The 18443-nt window shown below is 62.7% G+C and carries 20 protein-coding genes; 9 read left to right on the forward strand and 11 right to left on the reverse strand.

Going from position 1 to position 18443, the window contains the following annotated elements; translation table 11 throughout:
• Window positions 1-48: 48 nt before the first annotated feature.
• The gene (locus tag J2R78_RS14555; RefSeq protein WP_253605149.1) at window positions 49-1797 is read left to right on the forward strand and encodes an NAD(P)/FAD-dependent oxidoreductase; all 1749 of its coding nucleotides are present in this window, start codon (window positions 49-51) and stop codon (window positions 1795-1797) included.
• A gap of 82 nt (window positions 1798-1879) precedes the next feature.
• A complete protein-coding gene (locus J2R78_RS14560) occupies window positions 1880-2821 on the forward strand; it encodes a metallophosphoesterase (protein ID WP_253605151.1) in 942 nt (313 codons plus the stop codon).
• A 163-nt stretch (window positions 2822-2984) separates the two neighbouring features.
• Here the strand turns inward: J2R78_RS14560 and J2R78_RS14565 are convergent, their stop codons facing one another.
• Window positions 2985-4250, reverse strand: a complete 1266-nt coding sequence (locus J2R78_RS14565; RefSeq protein WP_253605153.1) for a S1C family serine protease — start codon at window positions 4248-4250, stop codon at window positions 2985-2987.
• Window positions 4251-4717: 467 nt separating this feature from the next.
• Here J2R78_RS14565 and J2R78_RS14570 point away from each other — a divergent pair, with 467 nt between their 5' ends.
• Window positions 4718-5029 carry a hypothetical protein gene (locus tag J2R78_RS14570; RefSeq protein ID WP_225643050.1) on the forward strand — a complete coding sequence of 104 codons (312 nt, stop codon included), beginning with the start codon at window positions 4718-4720 and terminating at the stop codon, window positions 5027-5029.
• Between the two features lie 1013 nt (window positions 5030-6042).
• On the opposite strand, the gene J2R78_RS14575 is transcribed toward J2R78_RS14570, so the two are convergent.
• Window positions 6043-6288 (reverse strand): hypothetical protein, encoded by a 246-nt coding sequence (locus J2R78_RS14575; protein WP_233475642.1) that lies wholly within the window; start codon window positions 6286-6288, stop codon window positions 6043-6045.
• Between the two features lie 502 nt (window positions 6289-6790).
• Window positions 6791-7804 (reverse strand): 1-aminocyclopropane-1-carboxylate deaminase, encoded by a 1014-nt coding sequence (locus J2R78_RS14580; RefSeq protein WP_253605155.1) that lies wholly within the window; start codon window positions 7802-7804, stop codon window positions 6791-6793.
• Window positions 7805-7965: 161 nt separating this feature from the next.
• Between J2R78_RS14580 and J2R78_RS14585 the strand changes: the two genes are divergently transcribed.
• Together J2R78_RS14585 and J2R78_RS14590 are read left to right on the forward strand one after the other, a co-directional pair.
• Window positions 7966-8430: an Lrp/AsnC family transcriptional regulator gene (locus tag J2R78_RS14585; protein ID WP_028335254.1), complete on the forward strand. Its 465-nt coding sequence runs from the start codon at window positions 7966-7968 to the stop codon at window positions 8428-8430.
• 178 nt (window positions 8431-8608) lie between these two features.
• Window positions 8609-9766, forward strand: coding sequence for a LysM peptidoglycan-binding domain-containing protein (locus J2R78_RS14590; protein WP_253605157.1), 1158 nt, complete (start codon window positions 8609-8611; stop codon window positions 9764-9766).
• 20 nt (window positions 9767-9786) lie between these two features.
• On the opposite strand, the gene J2R78_RS14595 is transcribed toward J2R78_RS14590, so the two are convergent.
• On the reverse strand, window positions 9787-10167 hold the full coding sequence (locus J2R78_RS14595) for a cytochrome c family protein (RefSeq protein WP_253605159.1): 381 nt from the start codon (window positions 10165-10167) through the stop codon (window positions 9787-9789).
• 153 nt (window positions 10168-10320) lie between these two features.
• Here J2R78_RS14595 and J2R78_RS14600 point away from each other — a divergent pair, with 153 nt between their 5' ends.
• Entirely contained in the window at window positions 10321-11124 is an 804-nt protein-coding gene (locus J2R78_RS14600) for an NAD-dependent protein deacetylase (protein ID WP_253605161.1), read from the forward strand.
• A gap of 157 nt (window positions 11125-11281) precedes the next feature.
• On the opposite strand, the gene J2R78_RS14605 is transcribed toward J2R78_RS14600, so the two are convergent.
• The 6 genes from J2R78_RS14605 to J2R78_RS14630 form a co-directional block, all read right to left on the reverse strand.
• Window positions 11282-11578 (reverse strand): hypothetical protein, encoded by a 297-nt coding sequence (locus J2R78_RS14605; RefSeq protein WP_057021179.1) that lies wholly within the window; start codon window positions 11576-11578, stop codon window positions 11282-11284.
• Entirely contained in the window at window positions 11575-11853 is a 279-nt protein-coding gene (gene minE, locus J2R78_RS14610) for a cell division topological specificity factor MinE (RefSeq protein ID WP_026192121.1), read from the reverse strand. The genes J2R78_RS14605 and minE overlap by 4 nt, the downstream gene beginning before the upstream one ends.
• The gene (gene minD, locus J2R78_RS14615; RefSeq protein ID WP_057021178.1) at window positions 11853-12668 is read right to left on the reverse strand and encodes a septum site-determining protein MinD; all 816 of its coding nucleotides are present in this window, start codon (window positions 12666-12668) and stop codon (window positions 11853-11855) included. The genes minE and minD overlap by 1 nt, the downstream gene beginning before the upstream one ends.
• Before the next feature lie 21 nt (window positions 12669-12689).
• On the reverse strand, window positions 12690-13406 hold the full coding sequence (gene minC, locus J2R78_RS14620) for a septum site-determining protein MinC (RefSeq protein ID WP_028335249.1): 717 nt from the start codon (window positions 13404-13406) through the stop codon (window positions 12690-12692).
• Between the two features lie 179 nt (window positions 13407-13585).
• Window positions 13586-13927, reverse strand: a complete 342-nt coding sequence (locus J2R78_RS14625; protein WP_253605162.1) for a hypothetical protein — start codon at window positions 13925-13927, stop codon at window positions 13586-13588.
• Window positions 13928-14147: 220 nt separating this feature from the next.
• Window positions 14148-14408: a hypothetical protein gene (locus tag J2R78_RS14630; RefSeq protein ID WP_076834843.1), complete on the reverse strand. Its 261-nt coding sequence runs from the start codon at window positions 14406-14408 to the stop codon at window positions 14148-14150.
• A 578-nt stretch (window positions 14409-14986) separates the two neighbouring features.
• Between J2R78_RS14630 and J2R78_RS14635 the strand changes: the two genes are divergently transcribed.
• On the forward strand, window positions 14987-15223 hold the full coding sequence (locus J2R78_RS14635) for a DUF6894 family protein (RefSeq protein ID WP_028335246.1): 237 nt from the start codon (window positions 14987-14989) through the stop codon (window positions 15221-15223).
• A gap of 621 nt (window positions 15224-15844) precedes the next feature.
• A complete protein-coding gene (locus J2R78_RS14640) occupies window positions 15845-16261 on the forward strand; it encodes a VanZ family protein (protein WP_092079104.1) in 417 nt (138 codons plus the stop codon).
• 52 nt (window positions 16262-16313) lie between these two features.
• Here J2R78_RS14640 and J2R78_RS14645 read toward each other — a convergent pair whose 3' ends face one another.
• Window positions 16314-16970, reverse strand: coding sequence for a response regulator transcription factor (locus tag J2R78_RS14645; protein ID WP_225162391.1), 657 nt, complete (start codon window positions 16968-16970; stop codon window positions 16314-16316).
• Window positions 16971-17431: 461 nt separating this feature from the next.
• Here J2R78_RS14645 and J2R78_RS14650 point away from each other — a divergent pair, with 461 nt between their 5' ends.
• Complete coding sequence (locus J2R78_RS14650; RefSeq protein ID WP_253605165.1) at window positions 17432-18352, forward strand: response regulator transcription factor; 921 nt, start codon at window positions 17432-17434, stop codon at window positions 18350-18352.
• Window positions 18353-18443: the final 91 nt, after the last annotated feature.

Raw genomic sequence — 18443 nt, forward strand, 5'->3', positions numbered from 1 at the left:
TCCAACGAGACGCGGGCAAGACATAACGATATAGGGAAGAGACGGCCCATGGCTCAGGAGAGCACCGCGCGCAAGGCTGCGCGCCCTGCCGAGACCGGAACGTTCGATGCCGTGGTGATCGGCGCCGGGTTCGCCGGCATGTACATGCTGCATCGGCTGCGCGGACTCGGCTTCACCGCGCGGGTCTATGAAGCCGGCGGCGGCGTCGGCGGCACCTGGTACTGGAATCGCTATCCCGGCGCGCGTTGCGACGTCGAGAGCCTGCAATATTCCTTCTCGTTCTCCGAGGAACTCGATCAGGACTGGAGCTGGTCGGAGAAATATTCTCCGCAGCCCGAAATTCTCGCTTACGCCAATCACGTCGCCGATCGCTTCGACCTGCGCGGCCAGATCGTGTTCGACACCCGCGTCACCGCGGCGACCTTCGACGAGCAGGCAGGCGCATGGCTGATCGAGACCGACCGCGGCGACAGGGTCACTGCAAAGTTCTGCATCATGGCGGTCGGCTGCCTGTCGGCGCCGAACCGGCCGGCTTTCCCAGGCATGGCGGATTTCCGCGGGCCGATCTATCACACCGGCGAATGGCCGCATGAGGGCGTCGACTTCACCGGCCTGCGCGTCGGCGTGATCGGCACCGGCTCATCGGCGATCCAGTCGATTCCGATCATCGCGCAGCAGGCCTCCGAGCTCACCGTGTTTCAGCGCACCGCGACCTGGTCGGTGCCGGCGTGGAACGAGCGGCTGTCGGCCGAATATCTCAAGGAAGCGAAGGCGCATTATCCGGAGCTGCGCGCCAAGGCCCGTGCGCGCCCGACCGGCTTCTATTTCCAGTTCAACGCCCAGCCCGCCTTGCAGGCGAGCGAGCGGGAGCGCGAGCAGCAATACGAAGAAGCCTGGCAGCGCGGCGGCCTGCCCTTCCTCGGCGCGTTCGGCGATCTCCTGTTCGAGAAGGCCGCCAACGACACCATCGCCGATTTCGCGCGCGAGAAGATCCGCGGCATCGTCAAGGATCCCGCGACGGCCGAGCTGCTGTGCCCGCGAAACGTGTTCGGCTGCAAGCGGCTCTGCGTCGACACCAATTACTTCGAGACCTACAATCTGCCGCATGTGAAACTGGTCGACGTGTCGACGACGCCGATCGATCGCTTCACGACGGAAGGCATTGTCGTCGACGGCACCGAATACAAGTTCGACGCGATCGTCTCCGCCACCGGCTTTGCCGCCATGACCGGCTCGTTCGACAAGATCGCAATCACCGGCCGCGGCGGGCAGACGCTGGCCGAGAAATGGCGGGCGGGCCCGCGTGCCTATCTCGGCCTTGCCTCCGAGGGCTTTCCGAACCTGTTCATGATCACCGGGCCCGGCAGCCCGTCGGTGCTCGCCAGCATGATCCAGGCGATCGAGCAGCATGTCGACTGGCTGGCGGATTGCATCAGTCATATGCGCGACATCGGCGCCGGCACGATCGAGGCGGTCCGCGACGACGAAGACGCCTGGGTCGCCCATGTCAACGACGTCTCCACGGTCTCGCTGCGCTCGACCTGCAGCTCGTGGTATGTCGGCGCCAACATCCCGGGCCGTCCCCGCGTGTTCATGCCCTATATCGGCGGCTTCCCGATCTATGTGCAGAAGTGCAATGAGGTGATGAACTCGGGTTACGACGGCTTCGTGCTGCAGGGCGGGCGCAACGGCAATGCGCCGCCGCAGGTGCGCTTCACCGAGCGCTGGCAGGTGCCGCTCGACATCGAGGTGATCTCGCCGGCCGCGGTCGCCGCGAAGCGGGTTCCCGTGGTCTGAGGGCCGGCGGTATCCCCACCGGGATTGCGCATGATAGTGTCGCGTCGGTCCGCGCTTCGCATCGCGGACCGCACGGGAGACGATGGCCGACACGGCATTGCAGGGACTGGTCGAGCGGATCGGCGCGGATCACGTCGTGCGCCGGCTTGGGATCGAGGCCGCGCATGAGAAGCAGGTGTTCGGCCAGGGCACGCTGCTGTTCAATGTCGAGAACTGGAAGCTGGCGCCGCGGATCATCGAGACTGCGCTCAAGGTGACCGGCCTGCACGGCCGCGCACGGCGCAACGCCGACCAGGTTGAGGTGCGGCACAATCTGGTGACGTCGGCGCGCCTGCCGGCGGCGTTCGACGGCTTCGCCATGCTTCAGCTCAGCGATCTCCATGCCGACATCAGCCAACGCGCGATGCGGCATCTGATGGACATCGTGAGCGATATCGCCTGCGATATCTGCGTTCTCACGGGCGACTACCGCGGCAAGACCTATGGTCCGTTTGAAACGAGCCTCATGTTGATGCGGGATCTGTGCGCGCGGATCAAGCTGCCGCGCTACGGCATCCTCGGCAATCATGACAGCATCCGCATGACGCCGGCGCTGGAGGCGATGGGCATCAGGATGCTCTTCAATGAGCAGGAGCCGATCACGCGCGATGGCGCGACGATCCATCTCGCCGGCGTCGACGACGCGCATTTCTACCGCACCGACGACATCGCAAAGGCTGCCGCGGCGATCCCGCGCGACGCATTCTCGATCCTGCTGGCGCATACGCCGGAATCCTACCGCGCGGCAGCCGCGGCCGGCTTCGACCTGATGCTGAGCGGCCATACCCATGGCGGCCAGCTCTGCCTGCCCGGCGGCATCGCGATCAAGCTGGAGGCGCGGCTGCCGCGCCGGATGGGCCGGGGCGTATGGCGGTTCGGTGAACTTGCCGGCTACACATCGGCCGGCGCCGGCACCAGCCTGGCGCCGGTGCGGCTGAACTGCCCGGCCGAGATCACGGTGCATACGCTGCGGCGGCTCGGTTGAGCATACTCCGCTCGTACGTCGCAGGCGCCCATTGCCAAAATATCGAAAACAACCCCATGCAAAGGAGTCGGCGGCTGCCCGGACGTCGCAAGGAAAGACGTGTGGCCGGTAGCCAGATGCAGTCGCCCTGCCGTAAGGACGGGAAGAGGGCGTAGCGGAGGTCTCAATTGCCCTTCTTCGCACTCGCGCTCTGCTCGTTCACCGTGCAGGTGATCAGCAGCGTGTAGCCGCGCGCATTCTTGGCAATCTCGGCGGTTTCCTTCTTCATCTCCTCGCGCCACTCGGCGGTCCGGTACGCCACCGCGCTGTTGTCGAGGAAGTCGCGCAGCGCGCCGGTCTTGATCGCGAAATTGATGTTCTCCGGGATGGTCCCCGTCGCCCGCGCCATCCTGACCGCGTCGAGCTTGGCAGCCACCACGCCGACCACCGCGCCGGTGAGGTCGAACAGCGGACCGCCGCTGTTGCCCGGCTGCACGGCGGCGCTGATCTGCAGATGACGGGTATCGTTGAGGATGCCACTCAGCGAAGAGACAATGCCCGTGGTGACCGTGAAATCGGATGTCAGCAATCCGTGATAGGGATAACCGATCGCCACCACGCCGTTGCCGACCAGGATGGGGTTTTGCCTGAGGCTGACGACATCCTTGAACGGGGTCGGCGCCTGCAGCAACGCGAGATCGTTGGTCTCGTCATCGGACACCAGGCGCAGCTTGACCGGCGCCTCGCCGCTCAGGTTGCCCGTGATCTCGCTGCAGCCGCCGACGACATGGTGATTGGTGACGACGTGGCCGCTGCTGCTGACCACAAAGCCGGTCCCCGTCCCCGATCTCGCCTGCTTCGCCGGCGGCGCGCTGGGTGCTGCCGCCTGCTGCGGCGGCGCCGCCGCAGGCTTTGTCGCGACCGCGAACTCGCCGGCATTGGAGACGCCGTTCTTCTTCACCGAGACGACGCAGTTGAGCAGTGCCGGCAGCAGCTGCGCGGTCTGATTGAGGTTGAACTGAAACAATTGTCCCTGCGCGAATGCCGTCATCTGGCGCGCCTTGCGGAACTGGTTGATCAGGCTGGAATTCACCGGCATCTCAACATTCACGAGCTGGGTGCCGAGCGGCATGCCGTAGACGTTGAACGCCGGCTGGCCGTCGAAGGTCAGCGCCAGCGGAAAGGCCTCGCCCGGCGTCAGACGCCAGCTGTCATGGGCAAAGCCGAGCCGCCAGCTGCCATTCTCGGCGATCGACACCATGAAGAAGATGCCGCTTTGATACGTGGTGCCCGCCGAGCAATGGGTGAAGGCGCCATTCTTGTCGTTGGTGAAAGCACCGCCCTTCCAGTTGCCAACCGTGATCGAGCCGTAGGGACCGCGGGCGCTCGACGGAGTTGCAGACGCAAACAGCCACGCGGCCGCAACGGCCGCCCAGATCGCAACTCTCATGACGCGCACTCCCCCAGCCACAACCCATCATAGGAGGCGGCGAAATTCATCCGCAAGTGGTGCGCGGCTTGGTCTTTGGTCCTGCGGCCACGCAAGTCCGCCGCGGATGAGGCGATCGCCACACCCTCAGGTTACAGAACCTATGTTCCTATTATGTTCCTATGTCAACCGAGGTACTGGCCGTATTTAAGCCCCGTGTCCCAAGTTGAATCTTGGAGTGTCTTAATTCCGATTAAGCGAACGAAAACCGTAACTTGGCCGATGTTCTCGGCAAGACTACTGAGTCGCGGGCCAGATGTTCTGGCTTTTGCAATCCGCCAAGTGTTCTCCCTCCACAGGGCAGAAGTGTTACCGGGGTTCTCCGTGGGTGAACGGAGTTCCAGCCTCCGCTACCGTCCCGCTTAGCATTCCGCATGGAATAAGCCCGCCATCGCAGGGGTTGGAAGCTGAGGGAGGTCGAGCAAGCCATGGAAAGCGAAAGCGCGCCTTCAGGGCCGGGTGAAGCCGCATGGGAAGCGTTGACATTCGATGAGCCGGTCAACGTCGCGCTAGCCATCTGGGCGGCGCTATTGGTGGCCCACGTCATCGCGGCGTCGGTGTATTATTGGCGGGAGCAGCGCAGCCCGGAATGGTTGGCCGCTCTTGCGATTTTGGCATACTTGCCGATCTTGGTGCCGATCGTCTGTCTCGGCCTAATTCTAAAATATCTGATCCGACCGCTGATCGGACAAATAAAACTGTTCCGGCGAAGGTCCGATATCAAAGGCGTCGTTGAGTAAGGCCGCCTCAGTTGGCGGCCTCTCCGTTTATGATCTCGATCCATCGGCGCAAGCTCGATTCAAATCGCTCGCGCACTTCTGCTTCCGAGTTAGCCGTCACGCCAAATGAGAGCGGCGCGTCCCTTCCTGTGGTTGCGATCCATTCTCCGCAAGCTCGCGGCTGAATCTCCGGCACAATCCCCAGCTTGGGGCTGAAACATGGGCAAATGCAGCCCCGGTCGAAGCGCCCTCTAATACGACAGCATGACGTCGGAAGAGATGCGAGCGATGGCAGCGCAGTGTGATGATGTGGCCTTGAAGCTACTCGCTCCCGAGCGCGCCATTGTCCGGAACGTCGCAGCCCAATCGCGTATGCTGGCACACCAATCCGAGACGGCGACGTAGAGAGTGGCGATCAATCAGGCCCTCCAGCGAAACTGTTCCCCGTGACGCCCTCAAGGAAACGGCCCCAGCACTCGGGCAAGGAGGCTGAGGCCGAGGAGCGCCCGTGGGGTAGGGAAAGATTATGGACACCCCCGCGTGAGCTAGAACCTCGATGGTACGGAAGGGCATTTGCATATGTGAATGAGTGTCCTGATTTCCCCAAGCGAATGTCCTAACTGGGACAGCATCTCAACCGGGGTGCTGTCCGCATTTAGGCCCCGTGTCCCAAGTTGATTTTGGAAGTGTCCTGATTAGAAAACGGCCCCAGCGCCGGGAGAGCGCTAAGGCCAAGTTGACGTTTCCAATGAGCTACGGCAGTTCAGCCGATCAGAAGCCAGCCTAAGCTGATGATGAACGCGACGAGCGATATCCCCGCCAAGCCTATGAGGCTGAACTCGACGCCATCTAAATCGGTCCTGAACATAATGTTCAAAGCATTACACGTCGGATCGGCGGGCGCTTTAGCGTATGTCAGTCAGCGGCTGTGTCCAATTTCCAGATTCCACCGGGCATCAGATGTCCGAATTCCCCTCTCCGAGTGCCCTAACCAGGACAGCACCTCAACCGGAGCATTGCCGCCAAGGCGGACGCTACTGCGGCTCCCCGACCGAGGAGCGCGCCGGCGGATTTGGATCGCTGAACCAGTACCAGGATGCGAGGGCATGGACGCCGACGCCGATCAGGAAGATGCCGGCGTAGAGCTCGACCGCATGATTCATCGCCAGCAGGCGGGGATGCGGCGCGGCACCCTGGCCCTGGTAGGTCCAGACCCAGTGCCCCACGGCGACGATGCCAACGCCGAGCGCGGCGATGGCTCGGCCGGCCGCATTCATCATCCTCACGCGATGGTCTCCCAACTCGCCCGGCCCAGTGAAATTACCGGGCGAAGCTGACGCGGACCTGACGTGGGAAATGGAACGTAGCCCGGATGGAGCCAACGGGTCGCGCGAACGCGTGCCCGACGACAGGCTCCGCGAAATCCGGGACTTTCTATCCGCGCTGCTGAAGCCTGCCGGACTACGCTTTGCTTCATCCGGGCTACGGACTTCTCTTCCCCTTCCCCCTGAAAGGGGGAAGGTCGGGATGGGGGTCAGCTACAGGCGACGCTGCAAGCGGAGAGAGCAGATCCCCACCCGCTTTGCTCTGCGAGCAAAGCGACCTCCCCTTTTCAAGGGGAGGTAAGAATGCATAGCCCGGATGCAGCCAACGGGTCGCACGAACGCGCGCCCGATGACAGGCTCCGCGAAATCCGGGGATCTCGCGCCGCCGAGAGACCTACCCGGATTGCGCTTCGCTTCATCCGGGCTACGAAGCCACGAAATCAGAGGCCCGCCCGCCTCAGCCGTTCCTGAACGCGTAGGCGTAGCCGTTGAGCGCAGGTGCGCCGCCGAGATGGGCGTAGAGCACCTTCGATCCGGCCGGGAAATAACCCTTCTGGACCAGATCGATCATGCCCTGCATCGACTTGCCCTCATAGACGGGGTCGGTGATCATGCCCTCGAGCCGCGCGCTGAGGCGGATCGCCTCCTTGGTCTCCTCCGACGGCACGCCGTAGGCGGGATAGGCGTAGTCCTCGATCAGCACGACATCATCCTCGACAATGTCGCGGCCGAGCTCGACCAGCTTTGCGGTGTTCTGCGCGATCGACAGCACCTGCGCCTTGGTCTGCGCGGGCGTGAACGAGCCGTCGATGCCGATCACGTTGCGCGCGCGCCCATCGGCGGCGAAGCCGACCAGCATGCCGGCATGGGTCGAGCCGGTCACCGTGCAGACGATGATGTAGTCGAACTTGACGCCGAACTGGCGCTCCTGCGCGCGCACCTCCTCGGCGAAGCCGACATAGCCGAGCCCGCCAAATTTGTGCACGGAGGCGCCGGCCGGAATCGCGTAGGGCTTGCCGCCCGCCGCCTTGACCTCCTCGATCGCCTGCTCCCAGCTCTTGCGGATGCCGATGTCGAAGCCTTCGTCGACCAGCCGCACATCGGCGCCCATCACGCGCGAAAGCAGGATGTTGCCGACGCGATCATAGACCGCGTCCTCATGCGGCACCCAGCTTTCCTGCACCAGCCGGCACTTCATGCCGATCTTGGCCGCGACGGCCGCGACCATGCGGGTGTGGTTCGACTGCACGCCGCCGATCGAGACCAGCGTGTCGGCATTGGAGGCGATCGCATCGGGGATGATGTATTCAAGCTTGCGCAGCTTGTTGCCGCCATAGGCGAGCCCGGAATTGCAATCCTCGCGCTTGGCATAGAGCTCGACCTTGCCGCCGAGATGCTTTGACAGCCGATCGAGCTTCTCGATGGCGGTCGGCCCGAATGTGAGTGGATAGCGCGCGAACTTCTCCAGCATGCTGGCATCCTCTTTGGTGGTCTGAAACGGCGGCCACAGCTATCACCCCTGGCGCGAAAGGTGCTCTCTAACTCAGCTCACGTAGTTCCTGAAGATTGCTGGATTTGGCCAAGATGATATGTTTTCTTTCATGAAATTCGCCACTGATGAGAGATTCTTCCATGCCCGCCCGGCTCGACCGCATCGACCTCAAGATGTTGAGATTGCTGCAAAAGAACGGCCGGCTCAGCAATGCCGAGCTGGCCGATCAGGTCGGCGTCAGCCCCGCCACCTGCCATCGCCGGACGCAAGCGCTGTTCGACGAGGGTTATCTCAGCGGCGTCCGCGCCATGGTGGCGCCGCGCAAGCTCGGCAAGGGCACGTTGGTGATGGTCGGCGTCGTGCTCGACCGCTCGACGCCGGAAAGCTTTGCGAGCTTCGAGCAGGCGGTGGCAAAGCTGAAGTGCGTGCTCGACTGCCACCTCGTCGCCGGCGATTTCGACTACTTCCTCAAGATCCGCGCCGGCGACGTCGACGACTTCAAGCGCATCCATGGCGATCAGCTGATCGCGCTGCCCGGCGTGCGGCAGACCCGCACCTTCTTCGTCATGAAGGAGGTGGTGGACAATGCGGCGCTGGAGTTCTGAACCTGACGTGATCCCGCCGCGGGCCGAGCGCCGTGAGCCGCCAGGGCCTGCCCGAGAGAAGTAATCCCTTCATCCGACTTGATGGCCGGCGCAAACCGGCGCAGTCTCTCACTAAATCCCCGCGGGGGGCGGGGGTCGCGCGCGGATGCGCGGGGGACATCATCCGCGGATGACAATCATGAACGCCACGGCGATCCGACTGGTCATTCCGTTGCTGGCACTTGCCGCCGGCGGCACGGCGGCGCTCGTCTTCGGCATCCGCCAAACCCAGCAAATCCTGGGCGGGAGCACGCCTTTGACGGCGACGGCACCATCCGCGCCAGCGGCTCCGGCGCGAGACCAAAACAAGACCGCGCTGGCAAAGGCGCAAACCGAGACCGCGGCCCTGGCCGACGTGCTGGCAGGACCGGCGCCGGCACCAGGCGGCGACGCGGTGCCGGAGTTCGACGTCGTCAACATCGAGCCGACCGGCGAGACCGTTGTCGCCGGCCGGGCGCTACCGGGCACGACGGTGGAACTGCTGCGCAATGGCGAGGTGCACGATCGCGTCGTGGTGGACAAGTCCGGCCAGTTCGTCATGGTCCCGCGCCCGCTTCCGCCGGGAAACTATGACCTCACCCTGCGCATGACGCGCGACGGCAAGCAGGTGACCTCCAAGCAAAGCGTGGCGGTGGCGCTCGAGGCTGCGACGAGGGAGCGGCCGATGGTGGCGCTGATGGCACCGGACAAACCGGTCCGCGTGCTGTCGCAACCTGCTGCCACGGCGCCGGCGGCTGGGAAAGTGGCCATCGAGGCCGTCGAGACCGAACCGGACGGCAAGCTCCATGTGAGCGGTCAGGCAGCTCCCGGCGCGACCGTCAGGCTCTATCTCAACGGCAGCTTGATCACGTCCGCGACGGCCGACGAGGCGGGGCACCTCTCGGTCACGATCAACAAGGGCGTGACCGTCGGCAACTATCAGGTGCGGCTTGACGACGTCGACCCCACTTCCGGCAAGGTCCGCGCGCGGGCCGAGGTGCCGTTCAACGTTCCGGACACGATGACGACCGCATCGATCCCGGCATCGCCAACCTCGTCCGGCCGTGCGGATGTGGCCAAACCGCAGCTCGCCGCGGCGGCAACCGCCACCGCATCTGATGTGAAGTCCCCCTCCGCTGTGATCGTGCCGAAGATCACCACGACCACCGTCGCCCGCGGCGACAGCCTGTGGCGGATCAGCCAGCGCGCATTCGGCGCCGGACAGCGCTACGCCGTGATCTATCGGGCCAATTCGCAGCAGATCCGCAATCCCAATTTGATCTATCCCGGCCAGGTCTTCGTCGTGCCGGCAAAGTGAGACCGGCCTACCGCCAACGGTCACTTGCCGGGAGATTTCAAGAACGCCACGATCCTGGCGCGATCTTCCGCCGAGCGCACGCCGGTATACGGCTTCATGCCGTTGCCCGACACCACGGCCTCGGGATCTTCGATGAAGCGCAGCAGCGTGCTCTCATCCCAGACGATGTCGGATGATTTCATCGCCTCCGAATAAGGAAAGCTCGCAACCGATCCGGCCTTGCGGCCGACGACATTGTGCAGGTTCGGGCCAACGCGGTTGTCGCCGTCCTTGACCGTATGGCAGGTGCGGCAGGAGTTGTTGAACGCCTGCTCGCCGGACACGCCCGCATCCTGACCATGGGACGGCGATGACGCCAACGACACCAGTCCGCAAACGACGATGATGAATCCCGGCCGCATCGATCACTCCGTCGGCAATTGCGCCAGGCAAACGGGCGCGCGCAGCACCACGTCTCGGATGCCATGCCGTCAACGCAGAGGCGGCGTGAAAGGTCCGCTCGCGGCAGGCCCCACATCTGGCGCAGGTGCGTGCGCCGCACTAGATGTGCTGCCATGCCACACCCCGCCCTCGAGGATTTCGTCGCCGGCCACCAGCGCCTGTTTGTCCTGACCGGAGCCGGCTGCAGCACCAATTCCGGCATTCCTGATTATCGCGACAGCGACGGCAACTGGAAGCGGACGCGCCCGGTCACCATCCAGGCGTTCTTGGGCGAGGCGGCGACGCGGCAGCGCTACTGGGCGCGCAGCATGGTGGGCTGGCGGCGGTTCGGCCGCGCCGCGCCGAACGGCGCGCATCGCGCACTGGCCAAGCTCGAACAGCAAGGGCGCTGCGAGCTGCTGCTGACCCAGAATGTCGACCGCCTGCACCAGGCCGCCGGCAGCCAGCGGGTGATCGACCTGCACGGCCGGCTCGACGTAGTGCGCTGCCTCGGCTGCGGCGCGACGATGCCGCGCGAACAATTCCAGGACGAGCTGGTGCGGCGAAACCCCGCCTGGCTCACGCTCGATGCCGCCGACGCACCCGACGGCGACGCCGATCTCGATCTGGATTTCTCGTCGTTCGTGGTGCCGGCCTGCGAGGCCTGCGGCGGCGTGCTGAAACCCGACGTGGTGTTCTTCGGCGAGAACGTGCCGCGCGATACGGTCGCGTCGGCGCAGGCGCATCTCGAGCAGGCCGACGCCGTGCTGGTGGTCGGCTCCTCGCTGATGGTCTATTCCGGCTTTCGCTTCGTCCGGATGGCAGAGCAGCGCGGCCTGCCGATTGCCGCCGTCAATCTCGGCCGCACCCGCGCCGACGAGCTGCTCACCCTCAAGATCGAGGATAGTTGCGAGAGCGCGCTGGCTTTTTTGCTGTAGGCCGCTGCTCTCTCCACGTCATTGCGAGGAGCGATAGCGACGAAGCAATCCATCGAGCCGCCTATGCGGAAAAATGGATTGCTTCGCGGAGCCTGTCATCCGGCGGCGCCTTGCGCCGACCGGGTGGCTCGCAATGACGATGGGCCAGGTTATCGCACTACGCGCGGTGGCGCGGCGCCTTGGCCATCGGCATATTGGCGTTCCAGTGCGTCCAGCTGACGCTGGCGAGGCTGCCGAGATCCGTCGCCAGCGGGCGACGGGTGCGGCGCTCGTACTCCGCGATGCAGCGGCCCGACTCGCCGATCTTGCGCTGCAATTCGTCGATCGTCATCTGCGTCGCGCGGCCGCAATTGGCCTTGCCGAGCTGATCGGCCTCGATCGCCCTCAACGCCGCCCGCAGCTTCTTGAGCTGCGCGCGCTGCCAGGCAATGTGACTATCGCTGTCTGCCGTCATGTGGCCGCCACCATCTTCGATCGTTGCACGCCATTGGGAACCTCGATGTCGACCTCGAGCATCGAGACGAACTTGCCACGGTCCATCCGGACCACGACCTTGTCGGGGTCGACGTCGATATGCTTGGAAACCACGCTCAGGATTTCCGAGCGAAGTGTCTCCAGGAGATCTGGCGCGCCGGTCCGGCCACGCTCATGCGAAAGCAGGATCTGCAACCGCTCCCGCGCGACGGGCGCCGATGCGGCGCGGCCGCCGAACAGCCGCATTACGTTCATCATGCCGCCCTCCGTCGCAGTAGCCGATCCATCAACCCCTTGCGTTGAACCGGCACGGTCATCTCCACGGCCTCGCCCATCAGGCGGCGCACCGCATCGGTATAGGCCCGCGCCGGCGCGCTGCTTGCTGCGTTCAGCGTGACCGGGCAGCCGACATTGGAGGCGCGCAGCACGTCCTGGCTTTCCGGGACGATGCCGAGCAAGGGAGTCGCAAGGATCTCCAGGATATCGTCGATCGAGAGCATCTCGCCGCGCGCCGCGCGGCCGGCATCATAGCGGGTGACCAGAAGATGCTTCTCGACGCGCTCGCCGCGCTCGGCGCGGACCGTCTTGGAATCGAGCATGCCGATGATGCGGTCGGAGTCGCGCACCGACGACACTTCCGGATTGGTGACGATAACGGCCTCGTCGGCGTAGCGCATCGCGAGCGTCGCGCCGCGCTCGATGCCGGCCGGGCTGTCGCACAGGATCCAGTCGAACTTGGTCTTGAGGTCGGCGATCACGTGCTTGACGCCCTCTTCGCTCAGCGCGTCCTTGTCGCGGGTCTGCGACGCCGGCAGCAGCCAGAGATTCTCCAGCCGCTTGTCGCGGATCAGCGCCTGCGGCAGCTTGGCGACGCCCTGCACCACGTTGATGAGGTCGAACACCACCCGACGCTCCGCGCCCATCACCAGATCGAGGTTGCGCAGGCCGACGTCGAAATCGATGACGACGACGTTCTGACCCATTTGCGCGAGCGCCGCGCCGAGCGCGGCGGTTGAGGTCGTTTTGCCGACCCCGCCCTTTCCAGACGTCACGACCAATACCTTGGCCATTCTCTCTCTCCTTGTGGTCGGTCAGTTCAATGGTGTAATGCGCAGCATTTCGCCCTCGAGCCACGCCTGGGCGGGCCGGTTGCGCAAGCTGTCGGCGATTTCTTCCGCAGTCTGGTAGTAGCCGTCGATCGCGAGCAGCTCGGCCTCGATCCTCTGGCAGAAGATGCGGGCCGCCGAATTGCCGTTGATGCCGGCCATCGCGCGGCCGCGCAGCGTGCCGTAGACATGGATCGAGCCGCCGGCGACGATCTCGGCGCCGGAGCCGACCGAGCCGAGCACGGTGACGTCGCCCTCGGCAAACACGATCGACTGGCCGGAACGGACCGGGCTCTCCAGCAGCAGCGACGGCAACTTGGTCTTGTCCTTGTCCTTGTTTTTTTCCTGCACCTGCGGCTTCTGCGGCTCGACATGGGTGATCGCGCAGGCCCTGCCGCCGGTCAGAAGCGGCGGCATGTTGGCGCCGAGCTTCGATTCGTCGACGCCCTCGATGCCGAGGATGCGGATGTTGCGCTCACCGAGGCTGCCGATCAGATGCGCGATCGCGGTCTGGCTGAGATCGACCGCCGAGAGGTCGAGCACGATGGGCTTTCCGGTGAAGAAGCCCGGCGACTTGGCCAGCGTCGCGTCGATCTCGGCCAGCCAGGACACGACCGGCACGACCGGCGAGAAAACGAACGCAACGTAGGAACGGCCGCGCATGCGGACCTGCTGACGTGCGACCTGTTGAGTTGCGTCCATCGCCCCTGACTCGGTTGTCTTGTCGAATGGTTAACAATCGGACCGCATGGTTAATCAAAGGTTAACGCGGTCAGGGTTTTCACCGATTTGGACAGCGCTCGCCCCGGGGCCTCGAAACGCGCTTTGGCGTTTGAACAGATGTGAAATTGGGGGAGATACGGCCGCGTTTTTGAGCTGGATCAATTTTCGTCGCGCCAGACGGGGTTATCATTCCGCGAGCGTTTGCAGACGACGTCATGACCCACTCCAGCTGGATTGAGATCCTGCGGTGCCCGAAATGCCGACGCACGGGCCACGCTGAGCTGTCCGAGGTCGCCCCGCTTCGCAACCGAATTGTTCGGGTTTCGGAGGAATTCGAAGTTCGCGCCGACGAGCGCGGCGACGATTTCCAATGCCGAGCCTGCAAGCTGCCAGCCCTGCCATGACAGCGGATGCCTTAACGCGCATCTGCCGATCACGCCGAAAATCATCGTTGTAGCTATTCCGCCTTGATATTCGCCGACTTGACGATCGGCCACCATTTCTCGACCTCGGCGACTGCCTCAGGTCGATCACCCGGACGAGGTCGACGCCGCAATCAAACTCCACCTGCGGGAGTTCGCGCCAACGGCGTGAGGCGCCACTTGGCGGCGGCGAGCGGCACGAGCTTGCGTCGGACGCAGCTGAGCGCGCGATGTATTTGCTCTACGCCCGAGGGAGGCCCGCGCTTCGTCGCGGGCCTCCCGGGAACGGCTATGCCGATCAGTGGACCGAACGGTCGGTGCGGGCAGCGGCCCGCGCGGTCGTCATCTTGTTACGGGGCGTCAGAACGCTGAGCTGATGCGGCGTCGCCGAAGTGGTCGCAACAGGCGCCTGCTCGCGGGCATTGGCGGCGCCAATCACGCCGGCCTGCACCGCCGAGATCGGCAGGCCCGCAGCCTCATAGGTCGGAAGTTCCGCAGCGGACGCGGCGGTTGCGATCGCGAGAGCGGCGGCAAGGGTGGAGAGGGAAATCTTGATCACGGAAGGCTCCTCAATGGCACGTGAGAAGCAGAGTTAGTCAGCTATTATTGCAATGCAATATTAATATTGCCGCACCGCACAAATAATTGATCGCCGACGTCCCTGGCGAGCACCGGGGGCCGTCGTGAAATGCTGCTCGTTAGCTTCGGCTGTTAGGTAGTGCCGCATGCTTCCCTGACCATCCGAGAGATCTCGGCGCGACCGGTGGGCCGCAGCCGTTTCCTGCTGGTCGGCCGCCTGCCTCAGCTTCTGTAATGGCGTGATTGTATTCGCGGTGACGAGCGGCGCTCTCTGCTTCCCGCCGGCCGCTTGCCATTGTCTCGAAATCACGATGACCGAATCGCTGGCTCATTGCCGACAAGCCCGCACGAATTCGGCTGGTCTCCTCTGTCGACCCGATGCGTCGCTCGACCTTCCGAACCGATGATGGTGCAGGTCCACGTCGGGGTACCCAACAATGATGATCCGCCCTCCTAGAATAGCGGCTTGCCGTCCGCCTCACCGTGGTGCGATGACACCACTTTGATGCGTCGAGCTCGTCGCAGTCGTCGGAATGTTCGCCTCATCCGGAGACACCAATGCCGCGGTATTTTTTTCATATCCACGGCGGCCATTCAGTGCTCGATGATGTCGGCCTGGATCTTCCCGACATTTTCGCCGCACGGACGACGGCGATTGAACTGAGCGGCGAGATACTCAAGCACGACGTGACGGAGCCATTCTTGCGTCATCTTCGCTGGCATGTCGAAATCAGCGACAGCCCCGAGCCGGGCGGCCAGTCACTGTTCGTCCTTCAGTTTTCCATTGCGGCATGAATAGCAGCGAACGCAGCGCTCGCTTGCGGCGCCTCGTGGCCATCTTAAAACTTCGCGATGGAACGAAGCGTGCAAGCTTGATGTCCAGGAGGAGTACTCTGAAAGCCCCGGCGACACGCTGAGCGAAAGCTGCAATTCCCGTCCATTGTGGACGGACCAATCGCCGGCCTGCTTTGGCTCGCAGAAACCAATCACGACTCCACAATGGAGAAGAAGCTTTCTGCCGATTCGCTTTCAGGTATCACCGCCTGGTGTCTCGAATTTGTATTCGCGCCTAGACCTGACCTCGGAGGTCCCGCATGACAGCAAGGCACATCTGGTACGTCTCCTTCATTGATCAACGCGATGCTCCGCCCGACAGGCACGCACGAAGGACTGCGACATTCGTATCCGAACAGGATGCGAAGCAGTTCACAAGGAAACTGGCGGAGGACCAGCGCATCGAGAGACTTTCAGCTGGAACGATCAACCCGTACCGGCCCAAACGGGTCATCGGATCCAGAGACATTGGCCAGTGGCTTGGCAAAACCTAGCCCGCCATGGTGATCGGCAATTGAGCTTGACCCCATCGTGCAACGACGATCCATCTTTAAAACGGCCACGCCTGAAGAGTAGTTGCGAATGCGAATGATGAAACCAGGTTACTGCGCTCTTGCCGAACCACAAGGGATGACGCAAACCGTATTCCGATGCTTGGCCTGGGGTTTGATCCTAGGCCTCTTCATCGTCACCGACACACCGCTGGCATTCCGTCCGCACACGTTGATATCGGCGAACATCGATCGTTTTGCAGCTCTGTTCATTATCGGGGTCGCCTTTTCGCTCGCCTATCCGAAGCACGTGCTGCCAATCCTGCTCGTCCTTCTCGCTATAGTCGTCGGCTTCGAACTCATCCAAAGACTGCTCCCCGACAGACATGGATACGTAAAGGACATGTTCGTCAAAGGCGCCGGCTGCTGTGCAGGCGTTTTCATCGCAACTGCCTTGCGACGCTCGTTTTCTGTAATCTCCAGGCGTACAGACAGCCCGTTGGCCTAGCGGGGATGATCATCGCGCACGAAGCTCGATGAAAAACGCCGGTCCGTCGCCGCTATTCGACGGATGGAGACCCGGTCGGCCCGGAATATGAGACGGCAAGCGTAGCAAGGACGGTCCTGTTGCTGATCTCGAGCTTGCGGAAGATGTGGTGCAGATGAACCTTGATGGTACCGTCGGCCACCTTCAGACGGCGGCCAATCTCCTTGTTCGACAAGCCCTCCGACACCAAGCGCATGATCTGACGCTCGCGGTCCGTCAGCACCGCAAGATATTTCTCCGGGATCGTCGTTTGCGCATAAGGGATGGCTTCTTCGTACGAGGGCGGAGGCAATGTCTTCTGGCCGTCGGCGACTTGCCGCAACGTCTGCAAGAGCGTTTCGGGCTCCTCCTCGCTCAGAAGAACACCGCAAGCTCCCGCTGCTGCGAGCATGGCGAGATCGCGATCCTCAACCGAGGCGGCAAGAAACACGAGCCGCACACCAAGCGCCCCGGAGTTTGCGACCTCGAGCATGGCCTGCCCAGAAATGTCAGGCATCGACATGTCCAAAATGGCGATGTCGGGCGCGAGGCTCTGTATTGCCTTGAAGCAGCTCGCAATATCATTGCAGCGAGCAACAACTTTGAAATCACGCTCTGCTTCGAGCAGGCAGTTCAGACCCAATAAAACGACTGGATATCTACTGGCAATAACTACACGACTGAAATGCATTTCCGATCAACCCTCAGTCCCCCTCAGTTCAGATCGGCGCCCATGTCATTAATAAGTTACTCCAATATGAGACATTTCAGTAAGGTTTTGTTGTCGCTTGGTCCCGTGAATCTACCGCCTGGAGCGCGCCGACAAACATGATTCCACAACGCGTAATCGCGGCGACGATCCAACACACCCTCAGCGCGTACCTGTCGACCAGGACCGACAGACCACCCTCGTCAGTTTGGCGGCCCCAAATGCCTATAACCAACGGTATATAGGGATATTGGGGATTAGCATCTAACATTCTTAAATATTTTGAGAGTGGGTTAAGCGCTTTTCGTCCCAGGTTTGTTCTATCGACCGAATCTGAGGAAGCTTGTTTTTACGTCGTTCTTTTCAGCTGGGCGGGCCACCAAAAATGAACCGGGTTCAACCCTTCAACCGCTTGTATCATTGTAGCGTCCGGGAGAGTTTCCATGAGACGACGATATCCTTTTGCCATTGCACTGGTTGGTGAAAATAGTCTTCGCAAAGAAGGCCTTGCAAGAATTCTAAATTCGGAGAATTTCGTCCTAACCTCGATATACGACGCCGATGATTGGCCCAGCGACGAGGCGCTTCAGAAAGCCCCCGCCAGTCCGGCATTGTTCCTCATAGTTCATAGTGGCGATGATTTTCGCCCGACAGTCGAGCAAATCGACTCGTTCAAGCGCCGTCACGCGGAAGCACGTGTCGCAGTTGTAGCGGATCACTTTCATCTGAATGATCTGGTTGCCGCATTCCGAGCCGGCGCCACCGGATATTTCATCGACGTGATGAACTGCGACGCGTTCATCAAGTCCATCGAACTCGTCATGATGGGTGGGACGGTATTCCCGCCGGCATTCTTGGAGTCCGCTCTCGAGACCGAGAAACGCGAGGTGGACGATGCTCCTGTACCCAACGATGACGATCATGCCGTCGCAACGGCAGATGACACGCTGGCTCAGCAACTATCGCCGCGCGAAGTTTCAATTGTGCAGTGCCTGATTGAAGGCGATTCCAACAAGTGCATTGCGCGCAAGATCAAGATTGCCGAAGCCACGGTGAAGGTTCACATCAAGGCGATCCTTCGCAAGATCCGGGTTCAAAACAGAACGCAGGCAGCAATCTGGGGATTGAACCATCGATCTGCGGCTTGGTCGAGAAACAGCAGTTCGGCGCATCAGATCGTTGACGTGACCGAGCGGCTCCTCCCACCTGGCCGGGAAATTCCCAAGATTGCGAGAGCGGGCCGGCCGGCGCCACTTGGCGCGATCGACCATGCGGAGAACTACTTCGAAGTCTCCCTCGCCAACGGCCATACCCGCAAGGACATGAGCTCAAAAGTCGACGGGGCGATCCGACTGCGGAAATAGCTGAGACTCGTCCGGTCTGGCGCATCGACATCACCGCGCGGGATGATTTCCCGCGCGCGGCGAGCATTGACCACGCAGACGCGAAACGGAA

Origin of the sequence: Bradyrhizobium sp. USDA 4538 (genome assembly GCF_024171045.1) — a bacterium.
GTDB classification, from domain to species: domain Bacteria; phylum Pseudomonadota; class Alphaproteobacteria; order Rhizobiales; family Xanthobacteraceae; genus Bradyrhizobium; species Bradyrhizobium australafricanum.